This is a genomic window from Lysobacter yananisis, from assembly GCF_031199375.1.
GTDB classification, from domain to species: Bacteria; Pseudomonadota; Gammaproteobacteria; order Xanthomonadales; family Xanthomonadaceae; genus Lysobacter; species Lysobacter yananisis.
The window spans coordinates 1,819,472-1,837,204 of record NZ_CP133568.1 but is presented as its reverse complement, the minus strand read 5'-3'; the positions used below and the strand labels follow the sequence as shown (position 1 = coordinate 1,837,204).

Annotated in this window: 17 protein-coding genes; 5 read left to right on the top strand and 12 right to left on the bottom strand. The window is 70.5% G+C overall.

Annotation, left to right across the window (positions count from 1 at the left end; all coding sequences use genetic code 11):
* The first annotated feature begins 743 nt into the window (after positions 1 to 743).
* Positions 744 to 2,285 (top strand): 2OG-Fe(II) oxygenase, encoded by a 1,542-nt coding sequence (locus RDV84_RS07785; RefSeq protein WP_309152985.1) that lies wholly within the window; start codon positions 744 to 746, stop codon positions 2,283 to 2,285.
* Between the two features lie 179 nt (positions 2,286 to 2,464).
* On the opposite strand, the gene RDV84_RS07780 is transcribed toward RDV84_RS07785, so the two are convergent.
* From RDV84_RS07780 to glnA, 5 genes are all read right to left on the bottom strand, one after another.
* Positions 2,465 to 3,796 carry an ammonium transporter gene (locus RDV84_RS07780; protein ID WP_425606432.1) on the bottom strand — a complete coding sequence of 444 codons (1,332 nt, stop codon included), beginning with the start codon at positions 3,794 to 3,796 and terminating at the stop codon, positions 2,465 to 2,467.
* A gap of 91 nt (positions 3,797 to 3,887) precedes the next feature.
* A complete protein-coding gene (locus RDV84_RS07775) occupies positions 3,888 to 4,226 on the bottom strand; it encodes a P-II family nitrogen regulator (RefSeq protein ID WP_057949583.1) in 339 nt (112 codons plus the stop codon).
* 37 nt (positions 4,227 to 4,263) lie between these two features.
* A complete protein-coding gene (locus tag RDV84_RS07770; RefSeq protein WP_309152983.1) occupies positions 4,264 to 5,103 on the bottom strand; it encodes a TorF family putative porin in 840 nt (279 codons plus the stop codon).
* 224 nt (positions 5,104 to 5,327) lie between these two features.
* Positions 5,328 to 5,783, bottom strand: a complete 456-nt coding sequence (locus RDV84_RS07765) for a GNAT family N-acetyltransferase (protein WP_309152982.1) — start codon at positions 5,781 to 5,783, stop codon at positions 5,328 to 5,330.
* A 127-nt stretch (positions 5,784 to 5,910) separates the two neighbouring features.
* Positions 5,911 to 7,320, bottom strand: a complete 1,410-nt coding sequence (gene glnA, locus RDV84_RS07760) for a type I glutamate--ammonia ligase (protein WP_057949585.1) — start codon at positions 7,318 to 7,320, stop codon at positions 5,911 to 5,913.
* Between the two features lie 293 nt (positions 7,321 to 7,613).
* Between glnA and RDV84_RS07755 the strand changes: the two genes are divergently transcribed.
* The 4 genes from RDV84_RS07755 to RDV84_RS07740 all read left to right on the top strand — a co-directional run bounded on the left by RDV84_RS07755 (position 7,614) and on the right by RDV84_RS07740 (position 11,025).
* Positions 7,614 to 8,420, top strand: coding sequence for an undecaprenyl-diphosphate phosphatase (locus RDV84_RS07755; protein ID WP_309152981.1), 807 nt, complete (start codon positions 7,614 to 7,616; stop codon positions 8,418 to 8,420).
* A 10-nt stretch (positions 8,421 to 8,430) separates the two neighbouring features.
* Positions 8,431 to 9,000, top strand: coding sequence for a DUF2750 domain-containing protein (locus RDV84_RS07750; RefSeq protein ID WP_309152980.1), 570 nt, complete (start codon positions 8,431 to 8,433; stop codon positions 8,998 to 9,000).
* Positions 9,001 to 9,153: 153 nt separating this feature from the next.
* Positions 9,154 to 10,077 carry a hypothetical protein gene (locus tag RDV84_RS07745; protein ID WP_309152979.1) on the top strand — a complete coding sequence of 308 codons (924 nt, stop codon included), beginning with the start codon at positions 9,154 to 9,156 and terminating at the stop codon, positions 10,075 to 10,077.
* A 90-nt stretch (positions 10,078 to 10,167) separates the two neighbouring features.
* Positions 10,168 to 11,025: an META and DUF4377 domain-containing protein gene (locus RDV84_RS07740; protein ID WP_309152978.1), complete on the top strand. Its 858-nt coding sequence runs from the start codon at positions 10,168 to 10,170 to the stop codon at positions 11,023 to 11,025.
* Positions 11,026 to 11,107: 82 nt separating this feature from the next.
* Here RDV84_RS07740 and RDV84_RS07735 read toward each other — a convergent pair whose 3' ends face one another.
* The 7 genes from RDV84_RS07735 to RDV84_RS26010 form a co-directional block, all read right to left on the bottom strand.
* Entirely contained in the window at positions 11,108 to 11,599 is a 492-nt protein-coding gene (locus tag RDV84_RS07735) for an RDD family protein (RefSeq protein WP_078997045.1), read from the bottom strand.
* Between the two features lie 16 nt (positions 11,600 to 11,615).
* Positions 11,616 to 12,377, bottom strand: a complete 762-nt coding sequence (locus tag RDV84_RS07730) for an SDR family oxidoreductase (RefSeq protein ID WP_309152977.1) — start codon at positions 12,375 to 12,377, stop codon at positions 11,616 to 11,618.
* Positions 12,374 to 13,000, bottom strand: coding sequence for a YbhB/YbcL family Raf kinase inhibitor-like protein (locus RDV84_RS07725; protein ID WP_057950344.1), 627 nt, complete (start codon positions 12,998 to 13,000; stop codon positions 12,374 to 12,376). The genes RDV84_RS07730 and RDV84_RS07725 overlap by 4 nt, the downstream gene beginning before the upstream one ends.
* Before the next feature lie 246 nt (positions 13,001 to 13,246).
* Complete coding sequence (locus RDV84_RS07720) at positions 13,247 to 15,319, bottom strand: tetratricopeptide repeat protein (protein WP_078997047.1); 2,073 nt, start codon at positions 15,317 to 15,319, stop codon at positions 13,247 to 13,249.
* 298 nt (positions 15,320 to 15,617) lie between these two features.
* Entirely contained in the window at positions 15,618 to 16,607 is a 990-nt protein-coding gene (locus tag RDV84_RS07715; protein WP_309153703.1) for a YheT family hydrolase, read from the bottom strand.
* A 10-nt stretch (positions 16,608 to 16,617) separates the two neighbouring features.
* Entirely contained in the window at positions 16,618 to 17,424 is an 807-nt protein-coding gene (locus RDV84_RS07710) for a lysophospholipid acyltransferase family protein (RefSeq protein ID WP_057949594.1), read from the bottom strand.
* A gap of 217 nt (positions 17,425 to 17,641) precedes the next feature.
* Positions 17,642 to 17,692, bottom strand: a complete 51-nt coding sequence (locus RDV84_RS26010; protein WP_425606433.1) for a DUF6053 domain-containing protein — start codon at positions 17,690 to 17,692, stop codon at positions 17,642 to 17,644.
* Between the last annotated feature and the right edge of the window lie 41 nt (positions 17,693 to 17,733).

The following is a 17,733-nucleotide window of genomic DNA, read 5'->3' as shown; positions in this document are numbered from 1 at the left end:
GGAACCGTCCTGGTCCCTCTCGCGTGTCCAGCAGTGGGGCGTGCGGCGTTGCGCGAGCGCGTCCGGACGTGGTGCGCGGGCAGCGCTATGCCCGCGCACTGGAGCCTAGGGCGGAATATTTATTCGACAACCGCTAAACCACCTGCGGTCACATCGGCTTCGACGAAAACATCATGGATTGCGCATCCTCGCGGCCGACGTTCGCATGAATGCGCAGCGCGCGTTTTGGCAACGCGATGAACGAACGCGATGCGCGTCGCGATGCCTGCGCGCGCGATTGGATTGCGGAAAACGATTATCCAATCGGGAATGGTTGGCGACGTTTTTTGTCGCGCGAACGTACGTGCGCAAACCAATCGACGGGAGCTTCGCGGTGCGCGATGAGGATGCGCATCGACGGCTTGGTTTCCGATCGCGCGAACGGGACGAGACCCGAGGATCGCGAACGCTCTTCGCTGCCTGCGTCGTCGCTCCATTGCCGCGGTCGCGGCTCGCACCATCGGCTACCAACACCGCCGCCGTCTTTGCAGAAGCAGCGCAAACCGCGCCGGCCGCGACAACCGACGAAAGCGCCCCGCGAAGCCCGGGCCACCGACATCGTTCGCACCCAAACCCAGCGCTTGCCAGGGTCCCGTCCGCCCCCGCAGCCCCATCTCGACGCCGTGCCCGCGCAGGAGTAAGTTTTACCCGAGCGCATCGCCGCGGCCGCGGACGCAAGTCCGCACCAGAAGGAAGGAATCGAAATGAACGCCGCTGCCCACACGCTCCTGCCCTCGCGGGCGGACGCCGCGTCGTCCGCTGCCCGCGCCATCGAACGGCCGCTGCCGGCCTCACTCGGCGCGTGCGCACTGATCCACGGGGTCCTCGATGCGGCCGAGTGCGCGGCGCTGATCGCCGCCGCCGAGGCCCGCGGTTTCGCCGGCGCGGGCGGAGATTACCCGCCGTCCTACCGCAACAACGACCGCCAGGTGCTCGACGATCCGGCGCTGGCGCAACGCTTGTTCGAACGCCTGCGCGAGTACGTGCCGGCCGAGTTCGCCGATACCGACGGCACGCGCTGGCGGCTGGCGTCGCTCAACGAACGCCTGCGCCTGTGCCGCTATCGTCCCGGCCAGCGCTTCAACATCCATCAGGACGGCGTGCACCATCGCGGCCCGGACCTGCGCAGCCGCCTGACCTTCATGATCTACCTCACCGACGGCGATGCCTTCGTCGGCGGCGACACCCTGTTCTACGCGCGCGGCCCCGGCCGCGGCGGCGAGGCCGCCGGCGAGCCGCTGGCGCGGGTGCGCCCGCGCGCGGGCACGCTGATCCTGTTCGATCACGCGCTGTGGCATGCCGGCGAGGCGGTGACCGCCGGCGTCAAGCACCTGCTGCGCAGCGATCTGATGTACCAACGCATCGACGACCCTCGCGAACCCGCGCAGGCGACGCACGCCGATGCGCCGTTCGCGCCGGGCCACGACGGTTACGTGTGGACGCTGGCGCGCCTGACCGACGGCCGCATCGCCAGCGCGGGGCGCGATGCGCAGGTGCGGCTGTGGTCCGGCGACGGCCGCGAGCGCGCGCGCCTGCGCGGTCACGCGCAGTCGGTGCTGGGTCTGTGCGAATTGCCGGGCGCGCGGCTGGCGACGGTATCGCGCGACCGCTGTCTGCGCGTCTGGAGCCTCGACGACGGGCGCTGCCTTCGCAGCGAGGTCGCTCACGACGCCGCGGCGCTGTGCCTGGCCCGGCTCGGCGACGGCCGCCTGGCCAGCGGCGCGGCCGACGGCCGCATCGCCCTGTGGCGCGACGACGGCGAGCCGCTCGGCGGCTGGGCCGCGCACGCAGGCTGGGTATGGTCGCTGTGCGCGCTCGGCGGCTCGGGACTGCTCAGCGCCAGCGAGGACGCCGAACTGGCGTGGTGGGATGCGCGACGCGGCGAGCGCGTGGCCAGCATCGATTGCGGCGCGCCGCTGCGCAGCGTCGACGTTCGCGCGGACGCAGGCGGCGCCTGCGTCGCTTTCGCCGGCGTCGACGGCCGAGTCCGCCTCGCGTACGCCGTCGACGGCGCGCTGCGGTGCGAGCGCGACTGGCCCGCGCACGAGGCCGCGGTGCGACGGGTGCGTTGGCTCGGCGACGGGCGCCTGGTCAGTTGCGGCGAGGATGGGCGGGTGCGGGTGTGGACGCGCGACGGGACGCTGCTGGACGAACGGCGGCACGACAACTTCGCTACCGATGCGTTGTTGCTGGAAGACGGCCGGTTGCTCAGTTGCGGCTACGATGGCGTGCTGCGGACGGGGTGATCGGGTTTCGCCGTAGTCGGGGTATCGCGGTCGCGGCTTGCGCCGCTCCTACAGGTAGCGACCGCGGATTCGTATCCGACTGTAGGAGCGGCGCAAGCCGCGACCGCGACACCACGCCTACGGCGCAACGCCAACACGCGCCATCGCCCCTCTCCCGCGAACGGGAGAGGGGCATCCACTCAGTTCTCGTACGCCGACTCGCCATGCGTGGTGATGTCCAGGCCCTCGCGCTCGGCTTCCTCGGCCACGCGCAAGCCGACCACGGCCTTGACGATCACGAACGCAACCACCGACACCAGCCCCGACCACACCACCGTGATCGCCACGCCCAGCGCCTGCACGCCGACCTGCGCGGCGATGGTCTCGTTGCCCGCGCCGAGCCCGAAGCCGCCCAGCGCCGGCGCGCTGAACACGCCGGTCAGCAGCGCGCCGATGATGCCGCCCAGGCCGTGCACGCCGAACACGTCGAGCGCGTCGTCGGCGCGCAGCAGGCGCTTGAGCCCGTGCACGCCCCACACGCAGGCCGCGCCGGCGATGGCGCCGATGGCGATCGCGCCGAACGGGCCGACCGTGCCGCAGGCCGGGGTGATCGCGACCAATCCGGCGACCACGCCCGAGGCGCCGCCGAGCATCGACGACTTGCCCTTGGCGATCTTCTCCACCAGGCTCCACGCCAGCGCCGCCGCGGCGGTGGCCAGCAAGGTGTTGAGGAACGCCAACGCCGCGCCGGAGGTGGCTTCCAGGTTGGAACCGGCGTTGAAGCCGAACCAGCCCACCCACAGCAGCGACGCGCCGATCATGGTGAAGGTGACGTTGTGCGGCTTGAGCGCCTCGCGTCCGTAGCCCACCCGCTTGCCGACGAAATAGGCGCCGACCAGGCCGGCGATGCCGGCGTTGATGTGCACCACGGTGCCGCCGGCGAAGTCGATCGCGCCCTTGGCGAACAGATAACCGTCCGGCCCGTACCAGACCATGTGCGCGATCGGCAGGTAGGCGAAGGTGAACCAGATCGCCGCGAACAGCAGCACCGCGGCGAACTTGATCCGCTCGGCGAACGCGCCGACGATCAGCGCGCCGGTGATCCCGGCGAAGGTCGACTGGAACGCCACGAACACGTACTCGGGCAGGGCTACGCCGGCGGTGAAGGTCGCCGCCAGCGAGTCCTTGTCCACGCCCTTGAGTAACAGCTTGTCGAAGGTGCCGATGAAGGCGTTGCCGCCGGCGAACGCCAGCGAGTAGCCGTACGTCACCCACAGCAGCACGATCAGCGAGAACACCGCCAACACCTGCATCAGCACCGACAGCACGTTCTTGGAGCGCACCAGCCCGCCGTAGAACAGCGCCAGGCCGGGCACGGTCATCAACAGCACCAACAGGGTCGAGGTCAGCATCCAGGCGACGTCGCCCTTGTCGACCACCGGCTTGGCCGCTTCGGCCGCAGCCGCCGCGTCCTGGGCGTGGGCCGGGGCGAACGCCAGCAGCGCCGCCAGCGGCAGCGCGGTCCACAACATCGTCTTGCACATCCGCTCGCGCGAGCGGTCGTCGAAGGTCTTCGCGTACTTCATGGGAATCTCTCGCAGGCCGTAGTCAAAGGGCTCGTCGTCACAACGCGTCGTCGTCGAGTTCGCCGGTGCGGATGCGCACCGTGTTCTCCACCGGCAGGACGATGATCTTTCCGTCGCCGACCTTGCCGGTGCGCGCGGCGTTCTGGATCGCTTCCAGCGCCGCGTCGAGCTGGCCGTCGGGCACGGCGCATTCGATCTTCAGCTTGGGCAGGAAATCGACGACGTACTCGGCGCCGCGGTACAGCTCGGTGTGGCCCTTCTGCCGGCCGAAGCCCTTGACCTCGGTGACGGTGATGCCCGACACGCCGACTTCGGTGAGCGCTTCGCGCACTTCGTCGAGCTTGAACGGGCGGATGATCGCGATGATCAGTTTCATCTCGCAGCTCCTGTGTAGGCGGGTGTGCGGCGCGGCGTCAGAACGCTTTGCTCAACGTGAGGGTGAAGGCGCTGTCGGCCAGGAAGTTGCCGTGGGCGTTGGTGTAGAGCGCTTTCTCGGCGTCGGTATCGCTGTAGGCCGCGGCGACCGAGAACCCGTTGTCGAAGCTCTTGGTCACGCCGAGCTTCCAGTCGGTGTACTCGAAGGCCTTGTTGCCTTCGATCCACTGCTTGCCGCCGTGCAGGTTCAGCGCCCAGCCTGGCTGGAAGGTCCAGTTGAGGCTGGCGTCGAGATAGCCCGAGCCGTCGGAATCGGCGTAGCCGAACAGGTCGGTGACCGAATACGAGTACTTGAGCCCGATCGATACCGTCTCGCTCGGCGCAAGCGTGCCGCCGACGTAGATCTCGGTCGTGTTGGGGCTGTTGAAGCCGGACGGATAGCTGCCCGGGTAGTAGTAGGTCAGCACGCCGACGTCGTAGGAAAAGATTTCGCCGGCCTTGCCGCGATAGCCCAGGTAAGCGTCGATTTCCAGGCTGCTGGAGATGTCGTCGCCGACGACGACCGTGTCCGACAGCCAACTGACGTTGCTGCCCCACGCGCCGACGTAGAAGCCGTTGTCGTGGGCGTACTCGATGCCGGCCTGCAGCGCCGGTTTCTGGTTGGTCTGGGACACGCCGCGGAACAGGTAGTCCGTGGTCAGCGCGATCGAGCCCGACGTGCCGGCGAACGCCGGCGCCGCCGCGCAGGCGAGCGCCAGCGCCAGCAGCGCGCGTCGCGATGCGTGTTTCTGTTTCGGAGCATGTGCGGGCGTCGTCCTGACGCGGGACGCCGTGATGGCGACGGCATCGGTGGTGGTTTCGCTGGTGTGAGACGACATGACGCAGGCTCCTCATAAGCGGTGGCCCCTCCCCGGTCATTGCTTCGCGATGGAAGCTCTCGTGCGGGATGCGGCGGAACGCTTCGTCGTCGTTCTCGCCGTTTTCGGAAACAAGCCGCCCCCGCGGCGGGCTTGACCCGTCGTGCGCGTTCTCCTGGTTGAAGTCGAAATCGAAAGCCGCCCAAACGAACACGGCCCGAAGCGTTCGCTTCGGGCCGTGCGGGTTACAAGGTCTTGCTCATGAACACGCTGTGGGGATCGTCGCGATAGTCGGCGAAGGGCCCGCAGTAGTCGAAGCCGTAGCGCGCGTAGAGGCTGCGCGCCGGGCCGAATCCTTCCATCGAGCCGGTTTCCAGGCTCAGGCGCCGGTACGCGCGCCGCGCCGCTTCATCGAGAATGTGTTCGAGCATCGCCGCGGCCACCCCGCGCCGGCGGTGCGCGTCGGCGGTGCGCATCGACTTGATCTCGCCGTGCTCCGCATCCAACTGCTTGAGCGCGCCGCAGCCGAGCAGTTCGCCGCCGTCCCACACGCTCCAGAAGCTGATGCGCGGATGCTTGAGGCCGTCGAGGTCGAGCGCGTGGATGCTTTCCGGCGGCGACAGTTCGGCCATGCCCTGCAGGTGTTCGCGCAGCAGCGCGATCACTTCGGGACGGTCGAGCTGGCCTTCGCGGATCTGCATCGGTCGCCGCTCCTGCGTTTGCAAGGCAAAACACATCCCGAAGGCGCCGGCGCGAGGCCGCCGCCCTGGGAGCATCGATCGTTGGACAGGCAACGCGGCCGCGCGATGCGGCCGCGCCGCGGCGCCGTCAGACGGCGTAGTACATCTGGTATTCCAGCGGATGCGTCGCCGCGCGGAACTTGGTCACTTCCTGCATCTTCAGCGCGATGTAGCCGTCGATGAAGTCGTCGGTGAACACGCCGCCGGCCTTGAGGAAGTCGCGGTCCTTGTCCAGCGCTTCCAGGGCCTGGTCGAGCGAATGGCAAACGGTCGGGATGCCCTTCTCTTCTTCCGGCGGCAGGTCGTACAGGTCCTTGTCGCTCGGCGCGCCCGGGTCGATCTGGTTCTTGATGCCGTCCAGGCCGGCCATCATCAGCGCGGCGAAGGTCAGGTAGCCCGACTGGATCGGGTCGGGGAAGCGCATTTCGATGCGGCGCGCCTTCGGGTTGGCCACGTACGGAATGCGGCAGCTCGCCGAGCGGTTGCGCGCCGAGTACGCCAGCATCACCGGCGCCTCGTAGCCCGGGACCAGGCGCTTGTAGCTGTTGGTGCCCGAGTTGGTGAAGGCGTTGATCGCGCGCGCGTGCTTGAACACGCCGCCGATGTACCACAGCGCCATCTGCGACAGGCCGCCGTAGCCGTCGCCGGAGAACAGGTTCACGCCGCCCTTGGCGAAGGACTGGTGCACGTGCATGCCGCTGCCGTTGTCGCCGACCAGCGGCTTGGGCATGAAGGTCGCGGTCTTGCCGTTGCGGTGGGCGACGTTCTTGATGATGTACTTCATCGTCAGCAACTCGTCGGCCTTGGCGACCAGCGAGTTGAACTTGGTGCCGATCTCGCACTGGCCGGCGTTGGCGACTTCGTGGTGGTGCACTTCGACTTCGATGCCGACCTGCTCCAGCGTCTTGCACATCTCGGCGCGGATGTCGTGCAGCGAATCGAGCGGGGCGACCGGGAAATAGCCGCCCTTCACGCCCGGACGGTAGCCGCTGTTGCCGCCTTCGTATTCCTTGCCCGAGTTCCACGCGGCTTCTTCCGAATCGACGTGGAAGAAGGTGTGGCCCATGTCGTTGGCGTAACGCACCGAGTCGAAGATGAAGAACTCGGGCTCAGGGCCGAAGAAGGCCTGGTCGGCGACGCCGCTGGACTTCAGGTAGGCCTCGGCGCGCTTGGCGACGCCGCGCGGATCGCGCGAATAGGCCTGCATGGTCGCCGGGTCGAGGATGTCGCAGGTCAGCACCAGGGTCGGATCGGCGGTGAACGGATCCAGGAACGCGGTCGAGGCGTCGGGCAGCAGGATCATGTCCGACTCGTTGATGCCCTTCCAGCCGCTGATCGAGGACCCGTCGAACATCTTGCCGTCCTCGAACAGCGCCGGCTCGACGATCGACTTGGGGAAGGTCACGTGGTGCTGCACGCCACGCATGTCGGTGAAGCGCAGATCGACGAATTCGACCTTGTGGTCCTTGATGAGCTTTTCGACGTGTTCGAGGGACATGTGCCTGGATCCGGATGAGTAAAGGGGGGTCGGACAACGCGGGGCCGTGCTGCGCCTGCATGTGCGCCTCCACGTAACAAAGCAAGTCGCGTGCCAAGCCCGATGGCGGCGCAAGCGATTGATTCGAAAGGATGACCGACTAAGCACTACAGGCTTTTGCACCAATATCGTGCAATACAAACCCGCTTCGCACCAATTTGGGCAAAAGCCTTTCCGTTATTCTGACCCGCCGGCGGCGCTTCCCCCGACCGCGACGCCGCGCCATTCCCGATTCCCATTCCCCACCGGCCCCAATGACCGACCTCTTAGCCGCCCTGCTCCTCGGCATCATCGAAGGCATCACCGAATTCCTCCCGATCTCCAGCACCGGCCACCTGCTGATCGCCCAGCACTGGCTCGGCGCGCGCTCGGACCTGTTCAACATCTCGATCCAGGCCGGCGCGATCCTGGCGGTGGTGGTGATCTACTGGAAGCGCCTGTGGGGGCTCGCGGTCGGCTTCACCCAGCGCGACAACCTCGACTACCTGCTCAAGCTCGGGCTCGCCTTCGGCATCACCGGCGTACTCGGCATCGTGGTCAAGAAGGCCGGCTTCACCCTGCCCGACCACGTCACTCCGATCGCCTGGGCGCTGGTGCTCGGCGGCGTGTGGATGATCGCGGCCGAGCATTTCGCCGCCCGGCGCGCCGCCGCGCTCGGCGAGCGCAGCGACATCACCTGGACGGTGGCGACCCTGGTCGGCATCGCCCAGGTCGTGGCCGGTGTGTTCCCGGGCACCTCGCGCTCGGCGGCGACGATCTTCGTCGCCCTGCTCGCCGGCACCACCTCGCGCGCGGCGGCGACCGAGTTCGCGTTCCTGGTCGGCATCCCGACCATGTTCGCCGCCAGCGGCTACGAGCTGATGGGCGTGATCGGCACCCCGGCCGCGGCGCAGGAAGACTGGAGCGCGCTGGCGGTGGCCTTCGTCGCCTCGGCGGTGACCGCCTTCATCGCGGTGAAATGGCTGCTGCGCTACATCCAGAGCCACCGCTTCACCGCGTTCGCGATCTACCGTCTCGTGTTCGGCGTCGCCCTGCTGTGGCTGATGCCGGCCGGCAGCTGAGGAACCCGCCATGTCCGATCCGCACGCACCGCACGCCGACGCCGCGGGCCTGGAGCAGGAACTGCTCGAGGACCAGGCGCTGTCCGCCGCCGAACGCTATGCCGCGTTCCTCGCCGCGGTCGCCGACAGCGGCCGCTTCTGGGTGGCCGAATCGGGCGAATACCTGCTGACCCTGTTCGACGGCGAAGGCCAGGAACTGTTGCCGGCCTGGCCCTCGGCCGCGACCGCGCGCGCCGCGCTGGCGCAAGCGCGCGCGCAATCGCCGAATTTGGCCGGCTATGCGCCGGCCGCGCGCGAGCTGGCCGCCTGGCGCGAGCGCGCCGCCGCGGCGATGGACGAGGCCGGCGTCGGCGTCGGCGCGTTTCCCGATCTGGCGATGCAGTGCGCGGTGGTCGCGCCGGCGCAGTTGCTCGAACACCTCGATGCGCTGATCGCCGAGTCCGACGCCGACGCGGCGACGGAAGCGGACGAGACGGACGGCGATGCCGGCGACGATTCCGCCGGCGCCCCCGCCGCGCTCGACCTCGCCCAGGCGCAGCGCGCGCTGGCGCAGAAGTTCGCCAAGCCCAAGGGCGACTGAGCGCGCGGCCGCAGGCCCGCTAACACAGACCCAGGACCCGCTCGCATCGCCGCAACCGCGGCGATTCTTCGATAGTGCGAGCGCCATCGCAGATCGATGCGCGCGGCGCGCGCCGTCGTGCCTCAGGCTGTGCGCCCCGATATGGAGATCGCCATGCCCGCGTTGCTGTCGCCCCTGCGCATCGCCATAGCCGCCGTCGTCCTAGCGCTGCCCGCCGCCTACGCCGTTGCGGTGTACGCCAAGCCGGGCGGCTACCGCATCGACGAATCGGCGGACCCGACGTTCGCCCCGCTGCCGCGACGCAGCGCCAGCAGCGCCGACCTGCGCGAATACCGCTGGCAGGTGCAACTGGCCACGCGCGCCGACGGCAACGCGCTGCCGCTGCTGCAGGCCGATGCGCTCGATCAGATTTATCTGCAATTCGGCCCGGACCGCATGAGCTTCAGCGGCGGCGCCAACGAGATCTCGATGTACTACCAGGTCGACGGCTCGCGCATCGCCTCCTTCGTACCGACCCGATCGGGCCTGCGCAAGCAAGGCGGCGGCTTCGTCTCGACCGCGGTCGGCACCTGGAGCGAACGTCCGCTGGCGATGGACCAACTGCTCTCCGCTCACCTCGCGCCGCCGTTCGAGCATTGGCTGGAAGGCAGCGGCACGGCCCAGCGCCTGCATCTGATCGGCGCCGACGGCACCCATTTCATCCTGCAGACCACGGATGCGGCCTACGGCGCCAAGGGCGAGCGCGTGAACCTGGAAATCGCCGCGGGACTGAAGCGGTGCTCGACCGGTTGCGGGCCGCTCAACGCGCCCAGGCCCGACTGCGTATCGGCGCGCAAGCTGCGCTGGGCGAACGGCGGGCCGCAGCCCGCGTCGGAATGGTTCACCCTGCCGCGGCACGCCTTCGACGGCCGGCGCATGCAGGACAACCAGCACCAAGTGCTGGAGACGCGCCACTACCCCAGCCTGAGCGGCAAGCAGTGCTCGGTCGGCATCTACGTCGTCGACTACGTGTCGCGCTACGAAGACATCGCCCGGACGCACAGCGACGGCCTCACGACCGCGACGGCCGCGCCATGAGCCCGACCCGCGCCTGAACGCGCAAAACCCCACGCCTCGCGGCGCTGCGTTCATCTGTTTTTCGCGACTCACCCCGGATCATTGCGCCCCATGAACATCCAACGTCCCCTGCTTCTCGCCGCCGCGCTGTCCAGCGTCCTGCTCGCCGCCTGCGCCGCGCCCTCGACCTCCGCCGACAAGGGTGCCGACATGTCCAAGCCCAAGGTCGATGCGACGATCAAGAACGACGCCGCGCCGGCCGCGCGCATCAACCTGCGCGGCTTCACCTGGAACCTCGACAGCGCCGTCGATGCCGCCGGCAAGCCGATCGCGCTGCTGCAGCGCGAAGGCAAGTACGGCCTGAAGCTGAGCTTCGTCGGCGACAACCTCGGCGTCTCCGGCGGCTGCAACCACGTCGGCGCCGGCTTCAAGCTCGACGGCGACCGCCTCGACATCAGCGATTTCCGCACCACGCTGATGGCCTGCCAGGACCAGCGCCTGATGCAGATGGACACCGCCATCAGCGAGCAGCTCAAGGGCAAGGCCAGCTACGCCATCGAAGGCGAGCCGCCGAGCCCGCGCCTGCTGCTGACCACCGCCAGCGGCGCCAAGCTCACCCTCAGCGGCGAGCCGACCGCGGAAACCCGCTACGGCAGCGCCGGCACCACGATGTTCCTGGAAGTGGATTCGCAGCTGCGCAAGTGCTCGCACCCGCTGATCCCGAACCATCAGTGCCTGTGGGTGCGCGAGCGCGCGTACGACGCCAACGGCGTCGCACTCAAGCCCAGCGACGAGTGGCACTTCCTGTACCAGGACATCGAGGGTTACCAGCACGAAGCCGGCATCCGCAACGTGGTGCGGGTGAAGAAGTTCGACGTCAAGAACCCGCCGGCCGACGCATCGTCGGTCGCCTACGTGCTCGACATGGTGGTCGAGAGCGAATCGGTGCCGGCGCCGAACGCGAAATAAGCGCGGCTCGCGCACGGGCGCGGCCTCGAACGCCAACGAAAAGCCCGGCCGCTCGCGCGGCCGGGCTTTTTTTCGCGCAGCGTCAGCGCGACGCCGGCGTCGGCTGCGCGCGCACCACCAGCGTCTTGGGCAGGCGGTCGTGCCATGCGGTCGGGCGCGCGGCCGGCGAGAACAGGATGGTGAACTGCTCGAACGGGATCAGCCGGGCGACGGTGCGGGCCAGCACCTGGCCCCAGCTCGGCGGACGGCCCTGTTCGTCGACCACGCGGGTGTTGGTCACCAGCTTGCCGAGGGTGACGCCGAACATGCCCTCCATCGGCACGTAGTACACCAGCAGCACCAGCGCGGTCATCAACAGGTCGCGCCAGGGGTTGGGCTGCTTGAGCGTTTCGATCACGCCCGGGTCGATCGCCGAGTAGACGCTGAGCCCGCAGAAGATCAGCGCCACGCAGGCGGTGCTGTCGATGAGGTAGTTGACCAGGCGCTGGATGCGTCCGGCCACGACCAGTTGCGCGGCGCGTTCGGCGCGGATCTGCGCCTGCGGCGCGGTGTAGGGATCGTGCGGTTCGTTCATGGCTGCGCTCGTTGGATCACAGGGTTCGCGTCTGGCCGCCGTCGACGTCGACGATCGCGCCCTGCATGTAGCTGGCCGCGTCCGAGGCCAGGAAGGCGACCACGCGCGCGACTTCCTCGGGTGCGCCGAAGCGGGCGATGCCGAGTTTTGCGGCCAGTTCCGCAGCGGCTTGGTCCGGTTCGATGCCGCGTTCGCGCGCGAGCGCGTCGACCCGCGCCCGGTTGCGTTCGGTGGCGATGGCGCTGGGGTTGACCGCGTTGACCCGCACGCCGTCGCGCACGCCGCGGTCGGCCAGCGATTTGGTGAGGTTCAGCAGCGCGGCGTTGACCGCGCCGCCGATGGCGAATTCGGCGCTGCCGGTGCGCCCGCCGATGCCGGCGATGTTGACGATGGCGCCGCCGCTCTCGGCCAGGGCCGGCCACGCCGCGCGGCACAGCCGCACCGCACCGAAGAACTTCAGCGCGAAGCCGGCGTCCCAGTCGGCGTCGGCGAAAGCGAGGAAATCGCCGCGCGGGGTCGCGCCGGCGTTGTTGACCAGCACGTCGAGGCGGCCGAAGCGCTCGTGCGCGGCCGCGACCGCGCGCGCGGCGGCGTCGGGCTCGGACAGGTCGGCCGGCAACGCCAGCGCCGGGCCCGGCAGTTGCGCGGCCAGCGCGGCCAGGGCCTCGCCCGAACGCGCCACCAGCGCCACCGCGCAGCCCGCCGCCGACAGCTCGCGCGCGACCGCCGCGCCGATGCCGCGGCTGGCGCCGCTGACCAAGGCGACGCGCTGGCTCACCCCTTCACCGCCGGATTGAGCGAATACGTGCCGTAGATCGAGGCCTGCGCGAGCACGTGCCCGTGCATCGCATTGAACACGTCGCCGGCGCCGAAGCGCGGCGCCAGCGGCAGGCGCTCGACGTCGAGGGCGTACAGGCGGAAGAAATAACGGTGCAGGCGCAAATCGTTGGGCGGCGGAAACGGGCCGTCGTAGCCGTACCAGTCGCCGGCCATGGCCGGATCGGACGCGAACCAGCCGGTGTAGTCGTTCAGGCCCTGGCGCGCGCCGCGCGGGCCGGCCGGATCGCGCTTGCCGTGCGCGACCACGCCGTCGCTGCAGCTGCCGGCGGCGATCTCGCGCACATCGGCGGGGATGTCGGCCATGACCCAGTGGATGAAGTCGCCGCGCACCTGGTGTTCGGGAATCCGCACGTCAGCGCGGCCGACCATCTCGGCCACGGTCGGCACGTCCGGGTCGATACAGATCAGCGCGAACGAGCGCGCGCCGGCGGGCACATCGTCCCAGGCCAGGTGCGGATTGCGGTTGGCGGCGAAGCCGAAGCCGTCGGCAGTGGCCTGGCCGGCGGCGAATTCGGCCGCCAGACGCTGGCGGTGCTGGAAGCTGTTGCTGCGGATCTGCATGGCGAACTCCTGGGGCGAGTCGGGTTCTCGTCGCACCTCGCGCGGCGGGCGGAACCGCGCGCGGGTGCCGGTGCTGGCGGAAACGATGCTTTCTTCGAAACGCTGCCGCACGGCGGCGATGGTCGCTCGAAACAACTCACGCCGGCGACGGTGCGGCGCCGCCGCGCGGACGCAACGGCCCATGATCGCACCGGCGCATGACGGCGACCGCGACCGCCGCCGCGCATCGGCGGCGCGGCGCGCGCCTCAGCGCTCGGGATAACCGAGCCGGCGCGCGACCGGGGCGAGCGCGGCGAAGGCCTCGCCCAGCGCGCCCTGGTACTCGCGCCAGCGGCCGTCGGCCATGCGCGGACGCAGGCGGATTCCGGCGGGCAGCTGCAGGTTCACGCGCAGGGTATCGGCGAGCAACTGGGCGATCGCGGCCGGGTCTTCGCCGGTCTCGTCCAGGCGCACCAGCCGGTGCGGGAACAGGTCGCCCTCGTGCAGCTCGGCGACCTGCTCCAGGCTCTGCGCCAGCCAGCGCGCGGCATCGTCCGGCGCGCTCAGCGCGTACGGCGTCGGGCTGCCGTAGGCGAGCCAATCCAGCAGCATGTCGCGCGGGTCGCGGATCGGGATCAGCAGGAACGCCTCGGGCAGGTACGGGCGCAGCGCGCGCAGCAGGGCGTTGTCCCACCACAGCAGCCAGTCGAACACCGGGCCTTCGGCGGCGCCGCGCGCGGGCAGCGCGGCGCGGTAGAGCTTGACCAGGAACGCCGGATCGAGGCTGCCGCCGAGCAGTTCCTCGACCGTGCCGTAGCGCTGCATCGGGTCGGTCGGCGGCTGCGCGCCGAAACGGTCGACCAGCAGCGGCGCGCCGGCGGCGTTGAGCACGTTGGCGATGCGCTCCACCCGCGAACCCGGCGCGCCCCACAGCATCAGGATGCCGCGGCCGTTCTCGGGAATCGGCGCCAGCGCCGGCCAATCCGCGCCGCCGCGGCGGCTGATCGCATTCAGCGGCAGGCGCTGGTCGGCGGCTTCGGCGTGCAGTTCGGCCCAGGTCGCGGCCGCGGCCTCGGGCTGGCCGGCCACGTCGAGGGTCTGGCCGAGCAGCTGGCGCAGCTCGCGCTTCACCGCCGGGTCCGCGGCCATGCCGATCAGGCGCTCGATGCGCTCGGCGGCGGCGTCGGGATCGCGCTCGGTCAGGCCGTGGACGATGCGCATCTCGGCGTTGGTGTCGCCCGGGCTCAGCTCGACGATGCGCTGGGCGATGGCCTCGGCCTGCTCGTGCTCGCCGCGGTGGTCGTGCACGGCGGCGCGCGCTTCCAGCGCGGCCAGGTGCTCGGGCATGGCCTGGCGCCAGCGTTCGATCACCGCCAACGCCGAATCGTCGGCGAACGGCTCCAGCGCCAGCCGCGCGCGCCACAGGTGCGGCGCCTGCGCGTGCGCGGCCAATGCGGTCTCCAGCGCTTCGCGCGCGGCGTCGAAGGCGCCGGCGCGGCGCCAGGCTTCCATGCTGGCGTCGAGCGTGCGCGGATCGTCGGGGTGTTCGGCGAACAGCGCCTGGGCGAGCTGCAGCGCGCGCTCGTTGCGGCCGGCGTCGAGTTCGAGTTCGGCGGCCCAGCGGCGCACGCCGAAATCGGCGCCGTCGCGGTCGGCCAGCGGCGCGATGCGCTCGGCCGCTTCCTGGAAGCGCGACTGGCGGCGCAGCAGGTCGGCGATCAGCAACTGCAGCGTGGGCTGGGCGGGATTGAGCTCGTCCAGGCGCGCGAAGCACTGTTCGGCGAACGCGAGATGATCCTTGGCCAGGTAGGCGAACCCCAGCGCGTGCAGCACCTGCGGATCGTCGGGCGCGACCGCGGCGGCCTGGCTGAGTACGGCCAGGGCGCGCTCGGCGTCGCCGCGGCGCAGCGCCAGCATGCCGACCACCGCGCCCACGCGCGGATGTTCCGGGGCGATGCGCGCGGCGGTGCGGCCCAGGCGCTCGGCCTCGTCGAGGTCGCCGCGCAGCAGCGCCAGCTGCGCCTTGACGATGTAGGCGGGGAACTGGTTCGGGTCCAGGCCGATCGCCCGGGCCAGGGCGGCCTGGGCCTCGTCGAGCTGGCGGCCGTCGAGCAGCGCGCCGGCGCGCTCCAGGTGCAGCTGCGCTTCCTCCGGCGCCAGGCCGATGGCGCGGTCGAGCGCGGCCACCGCGGCGTCGCGCTCGCCGCCCAGGCGCAGCGCGGCGGCGTGCAGGCGGTGCGCGGTGGCGTCGTTGGGGTGCTCGCCGGCGAGCTGTTCGGCGGCGGCGATCGCCTCCGCCGCCGCGCCGCGGCGCAGGGCGTCGAGGATGGATTCGTACATGTGACCTGATTCGCGCTGGATAAGTGAGGTGGGGATTGTAGGCGCGCGGGCCGGGTTGCGCGGCTTTGCCGAGTCCGGCCGCGGCGGGCGCGGACTGGATCGCGGGCCGGCGCGGCGCGGGCATGCGGCCGGCGCGGGCGTTCTCGTATTCGGCTCGGGCGGGGCGCGGCGCCATGGGCGACGGGCGCCGGCGGGCGGGGGGCGCGTTCGCGGCTTGCGCCGCTCCTACAGGGGCTCCGGGCGGCTTCGTTTGCGGCTGCGGGAGCGGCGACCGCGGCGGACGCCGCTACGACCGCGCTCAGCCCGCCGCCAGCGCCGCCAGCCGGTCGGCGATCCAGCGCTCGGCGAAGCCGTCCAGGCGCGCGTTCTCCAGGAACCCGCAATGGCCGCCCCACGGCGCCACTTCCAGGCGCGAATGCGGCGGCAGTTGCAGTTCGCCGAACGCGTCCAGCGGAATCACCGGATCGTCGGCGGCCATCAGGATGCTGGCCGGCACCCGCAGCCGCGCCAGCCGCGGTCCGGCGATGGAATAGCCTTCGAAATAGCGGTCCAGGGTGCCGAAGTCGGTGTGCCGCTCGACCATCCACTGGGTCAGCGGACGCATGCGCAGGCCCAGGGTGCGGTCGTCGAAGTCGTGCACGGACGGAAACAGGTTGCGCTTGCGCGCCAGCGAATCGCGCCACTTGCGCTCGAAGTACCACAGGTACATCGGCAGGCCGGTTTCCATCGAATCCATGGTCCGCGCCGGGTCCAGCACCGGGCACACCGCGACCGCGTGCGCCAGCGGCAGGCCGATCTCGCTGGCGCGCAGCGCCAGGCGCAAGGCGAAGTTGCCGCCGAGCGAGTAGCCGGCCACCGACAGCGGCCGCAGCGGAAAGCGCCGCGCCACTTCCTGCGCGGCCTGCACCACTTCGTCCAGCCGGTTGGAGTGGAACAGGCCTTCGTTGAGGTGGTGGGTGTCGCCGTGGTCGCGGAAGTTGAGCCGGAACACCTCGAAGCCGCGCCCCAGCAACTGCGCCGCGGTCAGGCGCATGTAGTTGGATTCGGCGCTGCCTTCCCAGCCGTGCAGCAGCAGCACCAGCCCGTGCGGGCGCACGCCCGGCACCGCGCTGTGCAGGCCCTGCAGGCGCACGCCGCCGGCGGTTTCCAGCAGGTGGATCTCGGTGCGCGCGCCGGCCGCGGCCAGGCGTTGTTCGGCGGTGCGCCGGCGCAGCGGGCTGGAGCCGAGCACCGACTGCACATGGGCGTTGCGCAGCCAGCGCGGGGGCGCGTAGTCGGCGGCGGTCAGCATCGCCGCCTCAGCTCGCCATCGCCTCGACGATGCGCTGCCGCGCCAGTTCGGCGATGCGGCGGCGGCCGTCGGCTTCGCCCGGGCCGATCGGGGCGAGGAAATGCACTTCCGCCAGCCGCCCGGGCTCGCCGAGCAGGCGCAGGAAGTTGGCGAAGAAGCTCTCGCGGCCCTGGAACGCGACCACGGCCTGGGCGTCGCCGCGCTCGCCGTAGCGCAGCGCCACCGGCTGCACCGGCACGCCGGCTTCGACCGCGGCCATGAAGATGCGCGCGTGGAACGGGCCGATCTCGCGCCCGCCGCGGGTGCCGCCTTCGGGGAACACGCCGACCGAACGGCCCGCGCGCAGGCGCGCGAGCATCTCGTGCAGCACGCCGCCGAGCGACTCGGTGCTGCCGCGCGAATGGAAAATGGTGTGGCCGCGCGCGGCCAGCCAGCCGACCACCGGCCAACCGGCGATCTCGCGCTTGGCGACGAAGCCCATCATGCGCTGGCTGTGCAGGATCTCGATGTCGACCCAGCTGACGTGGTTGGCGACGAACAGCGCCGCGCCCGGCAGCGGCGTGCCGATCCGGCGCAGGCGGAAGCCGAACACGCGCATCAGCCCGGCCGACCAGGCCCGGATCACGCGGTGTTCCAGCGGGATATCGCCCCAGGGGATGCGGGCGGTCGGCAGGGTGATCAGCAGCAGCACCAGCGGCAGGTGGACGAACACATGCCACAGCAGCAAGGGCGTACGGACCAGGTAACGCAGCGCACGCGCGGCCGACGCCCCGGTGGGCGCGACCGCGCCGGCGTGGGGAGGCGGCGCATTCATTGCGTGCACGATACCGAAGCGCCGCCGCAGCGGCCAGCGTCATTTGGCGGAACGCCGCGTCCGGCGGAGCCGGGCGCGGCGGCGTTGAAATTTCGACCGGGCAGGCGCGCGGCGTTTGAAACGCCTGCGCCGCCGGAAAGATGAACTGTGGGCAGGGCCATCGCTGTGGAGAGAGGGCCTGCACTGTGGGAGGGCCTTCAGGCCCGACACATTGCGCTCAGATCGCCGCAAGCTGGAACGACAGCGTCGGGCCTGAAGGCCCTCCCACAAAAGCGCAAGCCGGAAGGACCCTGCCTGCGCAGGGCCCGC

What these genes read in the sequence shown, in the direction of transcription:
- RDV84_RS07710 (WP_057949594.1), bottom strand. Translation starts at nt 17,424, where the DNA reads ATGAATGCGCCGCCTCCCCACGCCGGCGCGGTCGCGCCCACCGGGGCG.
- RDV84_RS07775 (WP_057949583.1), bottom strand. Translation starts at nt 4,226, where the DNA reads ATGAAACTGATCATCGCGATCATCCGCCCGTTCAAGCTCGACGAAGTG.
- RDV84_RS07725 (WP_057950344.1), bottom strand. Translation starts at nt 13,000, where the DNA reads ATGCAGATCCGCAGCAACAGCTTCCAGCACCGCCAGCGTCTGGCGGCC.
- RDV84_RS07720 (WP_078997047.1), bottom strand. Translation starts at nt 15,319, where the DNA reads ATGTACGAATCCATCCTCGACGCCCTGCGCCGCGGCGCGGCGGCGGAG.
- RDV84_RS07765 (WP_309152982.1), bottom strand. Translation starts at nt 5,783, where the DNA reads ATGCAGATCCGCGAAGGCCAGCTCGACCGTCCCGAAGTGATCGCGCTG.
- RDV84_RS07740 (WP_309152978.1), top strand. Translation starts at nt 10,168, where the DNA reads ATGAACATCCAACGTCCCCTGCTTCTCGCCGCCGCGCTGTCCAGCGTC.
- RDV84_RS07780 (WP_425606432.1), bottom strand. Translation starts at nt 3,796, where the DNA reads ATGTTGTGGACCGCGCTGCCGCTGGCGGCGCTGCTGGCGTTCGCCCCG.
- RDV84_RS07785 (WP_309152985.1), top strand. Translation starts at nt 744, where the DNA reads ATGAACGCCGCTGCCCACACGCTCCTGCCCTCGCGGGCGGACGCCGCG.
- RDV84_RS07745 (WP_309152979.1), top strand. Translation starts at nt 9,154, where the DNA reads ATGCCCGCGTTGCTGTCGCCCCTGCGCATCGCCATAGCCGCCGTCGTC.
- RDV84_RS07755 (WP_309152981.1), top strand. Translation starts at nt 7,614, where the DNA reads ATGACCGACCTCTTAGCCGCCCTGCTCCTCGGCATCATCGAAGGCATC.
- RDV84_RS07770 (WP_309152983.1), bottom strand. Translation starts at nt 5,103, where the DNA reads ATGTCGTCTCACACCAGCGAAACCACCACCGATGCCGTCGCCATCACG.
- RDV84_RS07735 (WP_078997045.1), bottom strand. Translation starts at nt 11,599, where the DNA reads ATGAACGAACCGCACGATCCCTACACCGCGCCGCAGGCGCAGATCCGC.
- RDV84_RS07750 (WP_309152980.1), top strand. Translation starts at nt 8,431, where the DNA reads ATGTCCGATCCGCACGCACCGCACGCCGACGCCGCGGGCCTGGAGCAG.
- glnA (WP_057949585.1), bottom strand. Translation starts at nt 7,320, where the DNA reads ATGTCCCTCGAACACGTCGAAAAGCTCATCAAGGACCACAAGGTCGAA.